The 12,966-nt window shown below is 63.4% G+C and carries 12 protein-coding genes; 4 read left to right on the top strand and 8 right to left on the bottom strand.

Annotation, left to right across the window (positions count from 1 at the left end):
* Nucleotides 1-26: 26 nt before the first annotated feature.
* From F753_RS46590 to F753_RS46555, 8 genes are all read right to left on the bottom strand, one after another.
* Entirely contained in the window at nucleotides 27-692 is a 666-nt protein-coding gene (locus F753_RS46590) for a response regulator transcription factor (RefSeq protein WP_023446946.1), read from the bottom strand.
* Between the two features lie 52 nt (nucleotides 693-744).
* The gene (locus F753_RS46585) at nucleotides 745-1,308 is read right to left on the bottom strand and encodes a PQQ-dependent catabolism-associated CXXCW motif protein (protein WP_023446945.1); all 564 of its coding nucleotides are present in this window, start codon (nucleotides 1,306-1,308) and stop codon (nucleotides 745-747) included.
* Nucleotides 1,309-1,411: 103 nt separating this feature from the next.
* On the bottom strand, nucleotides 1,412-2,203 hold the full coding sequence (locus F753_RS46580; RefSeq protein ID WP_020307413.1) for an ABC transporter permease: 792 nt from the start codon (nucleotides 2,201-2,203) through the stop codon (nucleotides 1,412-1,414).
* Nucleotides 2,200-3,054, bottom strand: a complete 855-nt coding sequence (locus tag F753_RS46575; RefSeq protein ID WP_023446944.1) for an ABC transporter ATP-binding protein — start codon at nucleotides 3,052-3,054, stop codon at nucleotides 2,200-2,202. The genes F753_RS46580 and F753_RS46575 overlap by 4 nt, the downstream gene beginning before the upstream one ends.
* Nucleotides 3,051-4,028, bottom strand: a complete 978-nt coding sequence (locus F753_RS46570; protein WP_023446943.1) for a YVTN family beta-propeller repeat protein — start codon at nucleotides 4,026-4,028, stop codon at nucleotides 3,051-3,053. Before F753_RS46570 ends, F753_RS46575 begins: the two co-directional genes overlap by 4 nt.
* A gap of 18 nt (nucleotides 4,029-4,046) precedes the next feature.
* Nucleotides 4,047-4,535: a tetratricopeptide repeat protein gene (locus tag F753_RS46565; protein WP_023446942.1), complete on the bottom strand. Its 489-nt coding sequence runs from the start codon at nucleotides 4,533-4,535 to the stop codon at nucleotides 4,047-4,049.
* Complete coding sequence (locus tag F753_RS46560; protein ID WP_023446941.1) at nucleotides 4,532-5,719, bottom strand: ABC transporter substrate-binding protein; 1,188 nt, start codon at nucleotides 5,717-5,719, stop codon at nucleotides 4,532-4,534. The genes F753_RS46565 and F753_RS46560 overlap by 4 nt, the downstream gene beginning before the upstream one ends.
* A gap of 138 nt (nucleotides 5,720-5,857) precedes the next feature.
* Nucleotides 5,858-8,029 carry a methyl-accepting chemotaxis protein gene (locus F753_RS46555; protein ID WP_023446940.1) on the bottom strand — a complete coding sequence of 724 codons (2,172 nt, stop codon included), beginning with the start codon at nucleotides 8,027-8,029 and terminating at the stop codon, nucleotides 5,858-5,860.
* Between the two features lie 391 nt (nucleotides 8,030-8,420).
* On the opposite strand from F753_RS46555, the gene F753_RS46550 reads away from it, so the two are divergent.
* The 4 genes from F753_RS46550 to F753_RS46535 all read left to right on the top strand — a co-directional run.
* Nucleotides 8,421-8,858 carry a cupredoxin domain-containing protein gene (locus F753_RS46550; RefSeq protein ID WP_014820096.1) on the top strand — a complete coding sequence of 146 codons (438 nt, stop codon included), beginning with the start codon at nucleotides 8,421-8,423 and terminating at the stop codon, nucleotides 8,856-8,858.
* 41 nt (nucleotides 8,859-8,899) lie between these two features.
* Nucleotides 8,900-10,165 (top strand): HAMP domain-containing sensor histidine kinase, encoded by a 1,266-nt coding sequence (locus F753_RS46545; protein WP_023446939.1) that lies wholly within the window; start codon nucleotides 8,900-8,902, stop codon nucleotides 10,163-10,165.
* Nucleotides 10,162-10,821, top strand: coding sequence for a response regulator transcription factor (locus F753_RS46540; protein ID WP_023446938.1), 660 nt, complete (start codon nucleotides 10,162-10,164; stop codon nucleotides 10,819-10,821). Before F753_RS46545 ends, F753_RS46540 begins: the two co-directional genes overlap by 4 nt.
* A gap of 367 nt (nucleotides 10,822-11,188) precedes the next feature.
* The coding region (locus F753_RS46535) for a TonB-dependent receptor (RefSeq protein WP_023446937.1) at nucleotides 11,189-12,966 on the top strand (1,778 nt) is incomplete at its 3' end.

Here is a 12,966-nt window from a genome sequence, read left to right as displayed (position 1 = left end):
GGGAGATCGAGGCTATCTGCGCCGTTTCAGCGGCGCAGATAAGCGGTGAAATCGATGTCGCCGGCAGAAAGGATCGCCTGTACACGGTTGTGCACGTTGAGCTTGCGCAGAATCGCCGAGACATGTGCCTTCACCGTGGTCTCGGCGATGTCGAGGTTGTAGGCGATCTGCTTGTTGGATTCGCCCTTGGTCATGCGTTCGAGCACCAGCAGCTGCTTGCGGGTCAGCGCCTGCAACAGCTCCGGCGGGATCGACGGCTCGTTGTGATGCGCATGGCGGCTGGCGCTCTTCTGGCTGCGGATGATGTCCGAGGGCAGGTAGACGTTGCCGTTGAGAATCTGTTCGATGGCCTCGGTCATCTGCGCCCGCGGCGAGGATTTGGTGATGAAACCGACCGCGCCGTAGGTGATCGCCTGCAGCACGATCTGCTTGTCCTGCTCGGCCGAGACGATCACCACGGGAATCGTCGGGGCCTCGTTGCGCAGGTTGATCAACCCGTTCAGCCCGTGCATGCCGGGCATGTTGAGGTCGAGCAGGACCAGATCGAGGTCGTCGTGCTCGAGCGTCAAGGCAAGGGCGCTGTCGAGGTCGGCAGTTTCGAGAATTTCGCTGTCGGGGAAGCCGTCGCGAATGACGTTATGGATGGCTTCACGGAACAGCGGATGGTCGTCCGCAATCAGGATCTTGTACAAGGCCGGTCACCTCTTTGTTGTGATTATGGTGGGGGCATGCTGGTCAGGTGAACTACTCGTCGCCAGGCAGGGGCTCCGGCGTAGCAGGGTGCAAGCGCAGGCCCGCCTGTTCCCAGCCATCCACCCCGTCTCGATACCAGTACAGTCGTTTGTAGCCCAGCCCATGTGCGCGCCTGGTGGCGTTCCAGCCGAGCCAGCAGTCCGAGCGGCAGTAGAAAACCAGTGGCCGCTCCTGATCGCCCCCGCTCACGCGGGCCAGATTATCGCTGAAATAGCTGGCCCACTGCGGTTGCAGATTTCCATCGCCGGTGTTCGCCAGCCAGATGCTGCCCGGCAGGTTGGCGTGGGGCTCGCTGTCGACGAAGCGACCAGCCAGCCACTGGCTGCGATACACGTCCACCAGCACCACGTCAGGCTCCTTCGCGAGCAACGCCTGCAGAGCCGCGGTGTCCAGCGTTTGCGCGCCCTCGGCGGTTGCCGGCGTCGGGCTGCGGTATTGCGTCTGGCGGTAACCCTCGGCAGAGAACAGCGCGAGCTGCTCTTCGGCCACGGCAGTCACGGACATGCCGAAACCAGGCAGCGCGGCGATCAGCAACGGCAGCAGCGACCTGAACATAGTCCGTATTCCATGGCGTTTTGATAGGTCGATTACAGAGCAAAGGGCCTGTCTTTTAAATCCTACGATGGAGGGGAAAACCGATACCAAAGTAGTAGATCGCTCAGGCTGAGCGGCGCAAGGCCGCATGTTGTGGGTTGAAACTGATTACTGCGAGAAGACTGAACAGCAGGGTCAGTCCGAGGCAAACCATCAGTGCGGTCGGCGCCAGGCGCAGATAAAGCGCATGACGAACCAACTCCGCAGCGTGGGTGAAGGGGTTGAGGGCGCAGATCCAGTACAGCCACTCGCTTGCCTCACGCATCTTCCACAGCGGGTAGAGCGCCGACGAGAGAAAGAACATCGGAAAGATCACGAAATTCATCACGCCGGCAAAGTTCTCCAGCTGACGAATGCCGTTGGAGAGCAGCAAACCCAGGGCGCTGAGCAACAGCGCCACCAGCAGCAGGGCGGGCAGGGCGGCGATCAGCCCAAGCGGTGGAGGCTGTACGCCGTAGAACCAGGCGATGGCGAGAAACGCATAGACCTGCAGCAAGGAGATCAACGCCGTGGCGACGAGCTTGCTGGCCAGCAGAAAGCTGCGCGGCAACGGGCTGGTCAGCAACACGCGCATGCTGCCCATCTCGCGGTCGTAGACCATCGAGAGTGAACCCTGCATGCCGTTGAACAGCAGGATCATGCAGGCCAGCCCCGGCACGATGTAGGTTTCGTAGGTAATGTAGGTGTCGTACGGCTCGATGATCGCGATGCCGAGCGCCGCGCGAAAGCCCGCGGCAAACACCACCAGCCAGAGTAGTGGCCGTACCAGGGCACTGAAGAAGCGCGAACGCTGTTGCACGAAGCGCAGCCATTCGCGCAGAACGATGCCGCGCAGGCATTCCCAGTAGATGATCATGAACTTTTCCGCCCGGAATCGAGGGTCGCGCGCGTGCCGGGAGCAGCCCCAGGGTTGGAAGCCGGCGTCGCAGACGCCGCGTGCCCGGTTTCGACTGCTCGCGGCGCGCTGTTGAGCAGGGCGCTCTGGTGATCGAGGCCGCTGCCGGTCAGCCGTGCAAAGCTCGCGGCCAGGTCTTCGCCTTCGGTGGCCAGGGTCGCGGCACGCCCCTGAGCCACCAGGCGGCCGCGGTTGAGTATCAGCAGATCGTCGTCTTGGACTTCATCGAGCAGGTGCGTGGTCCACAGCACGCTCATACCCTGCTCCTGGCAGAGTAGGCGTACATGCTGGTTAAGCCCCTGGCGGCTGGCGGGGTCGAGGCCGGCGCTGGCCTCATCGAGCAACAGCAGCTCCGGTCGGTGCAGCAGGGCACGGGCGATTTCCACACGGCGACGGTGACCACCGTTGAGTTCGCGCACCTTGCTGCGTCGCCGCTCGCCGAGCTGCTGGCGCTGCAGTTCCAGCTCGATACGTTCGTTGGCCAGGGCCCGCGGCATGCCATGCAGCGCCGCGTGGTAGCGCAGGTTCTGCTCCACCGTAAGGTCCAGGTCCAGCGTGCTCTGCTGGAACACCACGCCAAGACGCGCAAGGGCCTTGCGCGGCGTTTCACGCAGATCGAAGCCAGCGATACGGATCTGCCCCTGCTGTAGATCGTACAGGCGGGTCAGCAACGCGATCAGTGTCGATTTGCCGGCTCCGTTCGGACCGAGCAACGCCGTAAAACGCCCCTGCGCTGCGGTAAAACTCCCCCCGTCCAGCGCCCGCCGCTCACCATAGGAGAACGCGACGTCGCTGACCTCCAGCGCGTTCATGGAGTGACCACCACGCCCCATGGATAGCGGCCGACCTTGATCGACTTGGTGACCTTGAGCTTGTCGACGTCGATCACCGAGACGTCGCCGCTGACACCGTTGGTGGTCAGCAGCAGGCTCTCGTCAGGGTTGAATGCCATGTGCCAGACACGGCGACCCACCAGCAGGTAGTCGAGCACCTCGTAGGTTTTGGCATCGACTACGGCGATGTGATTGGCCGGGCCGAGTGCAACGAAGGCGTACTTGCCGTCGGAGCTGAGTTTGATGCCCACCGGCTGGACCTTGTCCGGGTGCACGCCCTTGATCTTGAACGTCAGGGTCTTGAGGATCTCGCGTTTATCCACGTCCACCACGCTGACCGTGCCGCCGATCTCGGCCGAGGCCCAGAGCTGCTTGCTGTCTTTGGTGAACTCGACGTGTCGTGGGCGCTGGTCGACCAGGGTGTTGTCCACCAGCTCGTTAGTGCTGGTGTCGATCCAGTGCAGCATGTTGGTGGTTTCGCTGGTGTTGACCGCCCACTTGCCATCCGGGCTCACCGCCATGCCTTCCGGCTCGACACCCACATCGATCTGCGCCAGCACTTCCTCCTTGTCGACGTCGACCACAGTCACCAGGGCGTCGTCCTCGTTAGAGATGTACAACCATTTGTTGTTGGGATGCAGGGCGAATTGTTCGGGGTCCGCGCCAGATGGCAGCTGCTTGATGATCTGCCGCGTGGCCAGGTCCATCACCTGCACGGTGTCCGAGTCGCTGGCGCAGATGTACAGCAGCTTGTTGTCATGGGAGAGCGTGAGGCCGCGCGGGCGCATGCCGACTTCCAGGGTCTCGACGGTTTCCATCGTGTCCAGGTTGATCACGCTAATGCTGTCGTCTTTCTCGTTGGAGACGTAGGCCGTGGCGGCGGCAGCCGAACCTGCGGCAAGGCTGAGGGCAATGGCAATGGCGATGGCGGAGGCAAGGGCAGTTCTGGGCATGGTTGGGCTCTCTTGTCGTTATTGTGTGATGGGGGCAGTGGTGTCGTTGTGGTCCAGCTGGCGCAGGTATTCTTCGGCTTCTTCCTGGCCGCCGGCGGCTGCTCGCTGCAACCAATGGCGTGCTGCGACGGAATCGGCTTCGACGCCACGCCTTTCGGCCAGGGCGACGCCCCAGTGGTAGCGCGCCAGGCTGACGTAGCTGGCGTCGTCCGACTGCTCCGCGCCTTTCTTCAGTAGCGCGGCGGATTTGCTCAGATCCGGCTCCATGCCGCTGCCGCTCTCGTACATTTGCGCCAGCGAAATCATCGAGTAGACGTCGTTCCAGCGCGCCACGCAGTCTTCGAAGATGGCTTTGGCGGCATCGAAGTTACCGGTCTTCGCCGTCACGTAGCCGTAGAGGCATTTGATGCGCTTGGGGCTGTCGACATAGGCCTCATAGCCCAGCTCGTCGGCGCTGGCGGGCAGAGTGGCAAGGCCAAGCAGCGCGGCTGCAGTGAGACGAATCACGGGCGCGCCTCGCTCAGGCGGCAGCTGCTTTCCGGTGCGTCGAAGCCCAGGGTGTCCAGTTCGCTGGTGGGATGCAGAAAGCCGTCCTGCGGCGAGTTCGATACCAGCGCCCGCGGGTGTATCAGCGGGATCGGCTGGCGTAGCTGGCCATTCCACGGGCGGAAGCTCAGCTTGCGGCCCTTGAAACCATCCAGCGGAAGCTCACCGCTAAGCGACAGCTGACGGATTGCTGCGGCGTCCGTGCTGCGCAGGCGAGTGACCGCCGCTGCAAGGCTGCGTACGCCCATCCAGGCGGCGAAATCACGGTCGTTCATCCAGCGCTTGGCATGCGCCTCGAAGCGTTTCTGCAATTGGGCGGCACCGTAGGTTTCCACCGTCTTGTGCCAGCCGGTGGCGGTCAGGCCCTGGGTGCCTGCCACCGGGCGAGGCAACCAGGTGTGATATGGCACGTACTCACCGAAGTCGCCACGTTCGTCGGCCACCAGCACCACGTCGTATTCGGCACCCTGGGTGAACAACGGCATCTCGGCCTGGGCGCTGCGGCGCTGGTCGTTATCGAAGCTCCAGGGCTTCTCCACAACGACGCGGTGACCGAAGCGCTTGGCCGCGCGGCGCAAAGCATCGGCATAGGCCTTATCCTCAGCGGTCGGACCGACGATCAGCATCCAGCGATTCCAGCGGCGTGCCGCGAGGAACTGGCCGAGCGCATCGGCGAGCATGCTGCGGCTGGGCAGGGTGTGCAGGACATTCGCCAGGCAACTCTGGCTGCGCAGTGCATCGTCGGCACTGCCGGCGTTGATCAGCAGCGCTTCCGGCATGGCGTCCGACAGCTGGCGCAGGGACGCAGCCGGAGCGTTGACCACGAACAGGCGCAGACCGTCGGCGTATTGCTTGCCCGCCTGTTCCAGAAGTTCTTCCGACGTTTCGCTGGTGGCCGCTTCGAGCACATAGCTGTGCTTGAGAAAACGTCCCGTGCTGTTGCTGTCGGTGATCGCCAGTTCGGCGCCGCGCAGGCCGGCGTCCTCGGGCTCAGGAATGACGTTGGAGAGCACCGGGCCGGTGTCTGGGCGATAACCGAGATAACCGATGCGTATCGCCAGCTCCGTGCTGGCAGCCGCTGCAGCGAACTGCGTGCAGCAAGTGAGGGCGATCAGGAAACCGGCTCGTCGTAATACATGGCTCATGGGCAGCTCCTGTGACGTTGCAGGCAGCATAGGAACCATGGCAGAGCGGGGGAATATGCAGAAAGTACCAGTCGCTGTGTACCAAGGTCGTAGAAGTGACGATGAAAAGGCGGCGCAGGCCCTGCGCCGCCCCGGTCCTTAGCGGACTCGCCTGACCTTGAATCGGCCGACCTGCACGATCATTTGCTGCGCTTGCTGCGTCAGCTCCTGTGCGGCCTGCGTCGATTGCTCGGAGTTGCTGCTGTTGTGGTGCACCACTTCATCGATCTGGCCGATGGCCAGGCTGACCTGTTCGATACCGGACGCCTGCTGGCTCGACGCCGACGCGATCTCGTCGACCAGCTGCGAAACCTGTGCCGCGCCCTGAACGATCGCTTCCAGCGCCCGTGCCGTGTCGTCGGTGAGCTCCATGCCCTTGATCGTCCGCGCATTGGACTCCTGGATCAGGCGGGTAGAGCGCTGTGCGGCCTCGGCACTGCGGGCTGCCAGCTGACGGACTTCATCGGCGACCACCGCGAACCCGCGGCCGTGCTCGCCGGCACGGGCCGCCTCGATGGCCGCGTTCAGTGCGAGGAGGTTGGTTTGCGTGGCGATCTTTTCGATTGCCCTGATGATGTTGGTGATATCCAGGCCCGACTGGTTGATCTCCTGCATTGCCGCTTTCAGGGTGACCATCAACTCGTTGCCACCGCGGGCCGAATGCTCGGAATCGCGCGAGAGGGAGTTGGCTTCGCTGGCGTATTCGGAGGTCTGGCGAATCTGCGCAGCCATCTGGTTGATGGTGGCGCTGATCTCAGTCACCGCGGAGGCCGATTCCGTTGCGCCGCTGGAAAGATCCTGGCTGAGGCTCGTCACCTGGCCGGCCTTGTCGTTGATCAGCCCTGAGCTCTGCTGGACCTGGGATACCAACTCGTTGAGGTTGTCGACCATTCGCCTGAGCGCAAGCCCGAGCTGGTCGTGCTCCGAGGCCAGACGGACTTCCACCTCCAGGTCGCCCTGGGAGATGCGTTCGGCCACGTGTACCTGCTCCTGCAGGCTGTCGGCCATCCGGTCGAGGCTGGCGGATAGCTGGCCGACTTCGTCCGCGGACTGGTGCGTCAGGCGCTGGGAAAAGTCGCCTTTCTGAATGGCACCGGCCAGCTGCGCGGCTTTGCGAATGGGCAGGGCGACCGAGCGGGAAGAAAACCACAGCGCAAGCACGGCGAGGATCGAGATGAGCACGCCTGCGCCGATCTGCTGCAGCATGCTCCGATCGCTCTTGGCGTCCATCTCGGTCTTCAGCTCGGTGGCCTTGGCCAGCACGATTTCCTTGTTGATCTTCAGCATCATCGACCAGGGTTTGCCGGTACGACCCAGCTCGATGGGCGCGAACACCACGATCGTGCCGTCTGCGTCCAGACGGGCGAGTTCTTCGCCTTTCTGCACGGCGCTCAGGGCGGTCTGCCACTCGTTCGGCAATACCTTCTGGAAGTGCTGGCCAATCAGGTCTGGCGAGCGGCTCTCCGCCACGATCAGCCCCTGGTCACTGATGATCGCCACTTCGCCTCGGCCCTCGAACAGCTTGCCGGATACTTCCTGGCTGATCTTCTGCACGAAGTCGAGGTTGTAGTCGGTGCCCGCCACACCCATGAAGCGGCCATCGACGATAATCGGAACCGAAAGCGTCGCCAGCCATACCTGCTTGCCCTGCACGATGTAGGGCAGCGGGCCGAGCACGCTTTCCTTGAGCGTTTCCCGCGGCCCGATGTACCAGCCGCCCTTGAGTACGCCGTTGGGGTGCTTGTCCATGGTGTCGTACTCGACCAGCGGCTGCACCGCGATCTTGCCGTCTGCACCCCGCGTCCAGTAGGGCGTGAAGCGACCGGTCTGCTCGTTGTTACCGTTCTGGCCGCCAGTGAATAGGAAATCCTGGCCGTCGATTGCGTCCGGCTCCCAGCACGAGTAGGTGCCGTTGAAGTCCGGATAGCTTTTCAGCACGTTGAGCAGAATCGAGTTCACCTCGTCCCGGCCAATCTGCAGCCCGCCCGAACCCGTCGGGTTCAGCTTGCCGACCGCGAAGGTCGTCGCCATGCCACGGGCCGCTTCCAGCGCTTCGGTGAACTCGGAACGGATTTCTCCAGCGTATTTTCCGCCGAGGTGCTGCAGGGTCTGCAAGGCATCTTCCTGCGCCTGCTGACTGACCCGGTTGGACACCAGGTGCTGGGTCGAGCTGGCAAGGTAAACGCTGTAGCCGATCAAGATGCCGGCGGTCGCCAGCAGGCATAAGCCGCCGGTGATCGCTATTCGCTGCTGTATGGATTTGAGAGACATCACGGTTCCTACTCCTGATAACACAAAAGAACCAGCGGTGGCGGGCCCAGGGACGTGGACGGTCTCACGTGGGGCGGCCAGAGATCGGATGATGTCCAATCGGCATCATGCATACCTGGATATGGCGGCCGCGCTGGCAGGAAGTTGATCGATACCTTGGTACTGCGACCTTGGTACTGATTCGGCTCGCTCGGCACTCGAGGTGTGCGCCGTCAGGCTGCCGAAACGGGTGACGCAGCCGGCGTTTGCGCAGATTTGGATCGCCGCCACTGCCATGAAAGAGTCTGGAGCCGCCCGATTCAGTGGCCCCTGAACGCTACCAAGGTAGGAAGCTGGGCAGGGCGGGGCGCCTTAGGATGGCGACACCGAAAACAATAACGAGGCCATTCCCATGCCCACTTACAAAGCGCTGTTGCTCAACCTGCTGTTCGTTGGCAGCCTGGTCGGATTCGATCACAGCCACGCCGCTGGCGACCTGACCCGTCGTACGCAGGCTTTGCCGGATCTGAAGTTCGGTTCCGAGCAGAGCGATTACGCGGTGTCGCAGAAGGAATATCAGCTGGAAACCGGCGTCGCCTACCAGCTCAAGGTCAGCTCCGATGGCCAGAAGGAGTGCGCGTTCCAGGCGCCCGAGTTCGCCCAGTCGATCTATCTGCGCAAGGTCGAGGCCGGTGGTGTGGAGATCAAGGCGATCACGCTGGTCGAGCTGGAGTTCGAGGATGCCGGCGAGGCAGAAATCTTCTTCCTGCCCGTCAAGCCGGGCAGCTACCCGTTCTACTGCAAGGGGCTGCAGAACAAGGGCATGGAAGGCCGGTTCGTGGTCAAGTGAAGCGGACTGGCGCTCGGCGCTGATCACGGGGAGTTGCCGATATGTCCGCACTCTGGCGAATCAATCTGCTGGTCACGTTGCTCTTCACCCTGATCACCATGGTCTGTCTGGCGGTGTTGCTGCGCCAGGCCGCCCACGATGTAAAGCGTGAGCTCGATGCCGCGGCGGCGGTGGTTGGCTATCTCGGCGAGATGGCCGAGCGCGATCCCGACTCGCTGCGCCCGGGCCTGACCGATAGCCTGCGCCACATTCGTGTGCGCTGGCTGGACGCCACTGAATCGATGCCTGTCGGGGTCGATCCAGCGCTCGACGACTTGCTCAGCTCCTGGCTGTACCCCGCCGAACTGTCGTCACCCAGCGTCCTTAAGCTTTCCAACGGCCAGCGGCTGCACATCAGCGTCGATCCGCATGACGAAGTCGAAGAGGTCAGCGATTCGTTGTTGCAGTTGCTGGTGCTGTTCGGCCTGGCGCTGCTGCTCTGCCTGCTGGCGATCCGCTGGGCCGTGCGTCCGGGCATGCGAGTGCTCAGCGAGTTGCTTGGTGCACTGGTGAGCATCGCCGACGGCCGACTCGACACCCGCCTGCCATCGCATCGCTTCGCCGAGTCGCGCAGGCTCGCCGAACGCTTCAATCACATGGCCGCTGCACTCGAAGATGCGCGGGCCGACAATGAGCAACTGACCCAGGCGCTGCTGGCGCTGCAGGAACGTGAACGCACCCGTCTGGCGCAAGCGCTACATGACGACCTCGGCCAGTACCTGGCCGGTATCCGTGCCCGGGCCTGTCTGCTGCGCGTCCAGGCTGAGCAGCCCGACGCCGTTCGCGAGACCGCGGCGCACCTTGAGCAGCACAGCCTCGATCTGCAGAACGGCTTTCGCACGCTGGTGCGAGACCTGTATCCGGTGATGCTCGATCACCTGAACCTGGAAGACGCCATCGGGCAACTCGCTGAGCAGTGGCAGAACACTCAAGGTATCCAATGCGATGTCCAGCTGCGTGGAGCTATTCCAGCACTGTCGATGGACGCCAAGGTGCATCTCTATCGCATGGTGCAGGAGGCGCTGACCAACGTGGCGCGGCATGCGCGTGCGACTCGCGTGTGCCTGCATCTGTGTGGGAATCACAACGGGCTGCGCCTGTTGCTGCGAGACGATGGCCATGGGTTGCCGCCAGAACGGCCGGGAGTCGGCCTGCGCTCGATGGTCGAGCACGCGCGCTGTCTGGGTGCCCGGCTGCGTGTGCGCCACCGCGCCGGCAAGGGTTGGGCGCTCTATCTCAAGTTGCCTTTGCAAGGAGCCACGTCATGAAGATTCTGCTGGTGGATGACCACGCGGTAGTGCGTCAGGGCTACGCGAGCCTGCTCAAGGCTCTGCTTCCCGAGGTGACAGTCAGTGAAGCCGCCAGCGGTGAGCAGGCGCTGGAGCAGGTGCAGGAATCGATTCCCAGCCTGGTCGTGCTCGACCTCGGACTGCCGGGAATCAGCGGACTGGAAACCTGCCGGCGCCTGCGTCAGCGGTTGCCGCTGCTGCCGGTGCTGGTGTTCAGCATGCACGACGAGCTGGCACTGGTCCGGCAGGCGCTGGATGCCGGTGCCTCCGGCTACCTGACCAAACGCTGCGCGCCGGACGTGCTGGTGGAGGCGGTGCGCAAGGTGCTTGCCGGGCAGACCTTCATCGAGCAGCCGCTGGCGACCGATCTGGCCTGCCAGCGGCCTTCGCAGTCGCCAATCAAGGGGCGACTGGGCGAAATGACACCTCGTGAGATGGAAATCTTCATCATGCTCGCGCGTGGCATAGGCAATCGGGAGATTGCCGAGCGGCTGTGTATCAGCAGCAAGACCGTCTCGAACCATATGGCCCTGCTGAAAAGCAAGCTGGAAGTCAGCTCCCAGGCCGAACTCGTGCACCTGGCCATCGATCAGGGCTTGCTTCGCGTCGGCGACCGCATGGTGTGCGAGGCCTGATCGGCCTTAACCGTTTCGGATATTCCTGGCTCCCTGCGGCGATGCGGCGCATGCCTGTCTGCTGAGTCCGCAGCACCTCTTCAATCTACTCTCAAAAAAGCCTGCCTCGCCTGTACAAGGTGGGCGGGGCGCTTGTGCCTTGCGAAAGTCGTGGGCCCCAGCTAGTGCGCTGGTCGTAAGACCAATCTCCATGCGGCCGGGAATTTTTCCCGCTAGAGCCGGGAATTCTTCCCTGTCGGCACCGCGCTGCGGCTCTTGATAATCGCGTCTGGCAGGTTGCCAGCATGCGGTTGTCCGCGGTTCTTGCCGCGTCGCGAATGCGGGTGGCCTGGCCAATCCGATTGGCCAACAAGAACAAGGACCACCCATGCCGTACCAGCTCTGTTGCAGCGCGACGCCCCGACGTACGTTGCTGTCCCTCGCCATCGCCGCACTGTTGCCGGCGTCCGTTCATGCCGAGCAGACGCTCGATCTCGGCAGTCAGGAGGTGGTCGGTACCACGCCGCTGCCGGGCATCGAGCTGCCAAAGGATCAGGTACCGTCCAACATCCAGTCGCTGGATGACGAAGACCTGCGGCGGCTCGGCGGCCAATCGCTAGCCGAGAAACTGCAGCGCGGGTTGCCCAGCGTCAACGTCAACGAGATCCAGGGCAATCCGTACCAGGCGGACCTCAACTATCGTGGCTTCACCGCCTCGCCGCTGCTCGGTACGCCGCAGGGTCTTTCGGTTTTTCTCGACGGCGTGCGGGTCAACGAAGCATTCGGCGATGTGGTGCACTGGGACCTGATCCCGAACACCGCCATTGCCAACATGGCCCTGGTGCCGGGCTCGAACCCGCTGTACGGCCTGAACACCCTGGGCGGCGCACTGGCGCTGCAAACCAAACGTGGCGATACCCATCCAGGTGGCTCGGCGGAAATCTACGGCGGCTCGTTCGGACGCCAGGGAGGTGCAATCGAACAGGGTGGTAGCCATGAGGAGTTCTCCTGGTACCTGGCCGCCGAAGGCATGGATGAGGACGGCTGGCGTGACCATTCGCCGTCCGAGGTGCGCCAGCTGTTCGGCAAGTTCGCCTGGACTACCGACACCACCGATCTGGCCCTTACGCTGGCGCATGCCGACAACGATCTGATCGGCAACGGCCTGATCCCGGAGAGCATGTACGACCAGCGGCGCGAGTCGATCTTCACCTATCCCGACCAGACCGAGAACCGCAGCCACCTGATGGCCCTGTCCGCCAGCCACTGGCTCAACGACAACGATCGCCTTTCCGGCACGATCTATCTGCGCCGCACACGTACCGCGACGCTCAATGGCGACGGCAACGATGAGTACGAGGACGAATACGAGGCGTGGGAAGACGGCGGCTTTATCGGCGTAGGGCCGGAAAGCGGCGTGCTGAACCGTACCCGCACCGCGCAACGTGCCTACGGTCTGGCGCTGCAGTGGGCGCGGCATGTAGGTGCGCATCAGTTCGCCTTCGGACTGTCCCACGACAACACCCGCGCCAGCTTCCACCAGAGCGAGCAGGGCGGCGAGCTGACCGACGAGCGCGGAATCGCCGCCAGCGAAGAGGAGGAACAGGCCAACAGCCTGCTGGGGCGCACCCGTACTTCCAGCCTCTATGCCACCGACACCTGGGCGCTGACCGACGCGCTGCAGCTGACCGGCTCGCTGCGCTACAACCGCACCCGCGTGGTGAACACCGATCGCATGGGCGATGCACTAAATGGCGACTTCACCTATCGCAAACTCAATCCCGCGCTGGGCTTTGCCTGGCAGCTGCGACCGGCGGTCACAGTCTACGGCGGCTTTTCCCAGGGTAACCGTGCCCCGACACCAATCGAGCTGGGCTGCGCGGACCCTGCAAACCCATGCAGCCTACCAAACGCCATGGCGGCCGACCCCTTCCTCGAGCAGGTTGTCACCCGCACGCTGGAGGTCGGTGTACGCGGCGAACTGGCTGGCGGCACCCGCTGGAACCTCGGGGCCTTTCGCAGCATGAACCATGATGACCTGCTGTTCGTCGGCACCGGCGGTAGCATGGGCTACTTCACCAACTTTGGCCGCACCCGTCGTCAGGGCATCGAACTGGGTCTGGCTGGCGAGCTGGGGCCATTCGACTGGCGGGGGGGCTACACCCT

This window comes from Stutzerimonas chloritidismutans AW-1 (assembly GCF_000495915.1).
Classification (GTDB): domain Bacteria; phylum Pseudomonadota; class Gammaproteobacteria; order Pseudomonadales; family Pseudomonadaceae; genus Stutzerimonas; species Stutzerimonas chloritidismutans.
This window is presented reverse-complemented; position numbering and strand designations above follow the sequence as displayed.

Bases quoted from the DNA above. Each gene is read 5' to 3' on its own strand.
- F753_RS46585 (WP_023446945.1), bottom strand. From the start codon at position 1,308: ATGTTCAGGTCGCTGCTGCCGTTGCTGATCGCCGCGCTGCCTGGTTTC.
- F753_RS46580 (WP_020307413.1), bottom strand. From the start codon at position 2,203: ATGATCATCTACTGGGAATGCCTGCGCGGCATCGTTCTGCGCGAATGG.
- F753_RS46575 (WP_023446944.1), bottom strand. From the start codon at position 3,054: ATGAACGCGCTGGAGGTCAGCGACGTCGCGTTCTCCTATGGTGAGCGG.
- F753_RS46570 (WP_023446943.1), bottom strand. From the start codon at position 4,028: ATGCCCAGAACTGCCCTTGCCTCCGCCATCGCCATTGCCATTGCCCTC.
- F753_RS46560 (WP_023446941.1), bottom strand. From the start codon at position 5,719: ATGAGCCATGTATTACGACGAGCCGGTTTCCTGATCGCCCTCACTTGC.
- F753_RS46555 (WP_023446940.1), bottom strand. From the start codon at position 8,029: ATGTCTCTCAAATCCATACAGCAGCGAATAGCGATCACCGGCGGCTTA.
- F753_RS46550 (WP_014820096.1), top strand. From the start codon at position 8,421: ATGCCCACTTACAAAGCGCTGTTGCTCAACCTGCTGTTCGTTGGCAGC.
- F753_RS46545 (WP_023446939.1), top strand. From the start codon at position 8,900: ATGTCCGCACTCTGGCGAATCAATCTGCTGGTCACGTTGCTCTTCACC.
- F753_RS46540 (WP_023446938.1), top strand. From the start codon at position 10,162: ATGAAGATTCTGCTGGTGGATGACCACGCGGTAGTGCGTCAGGGCTAC.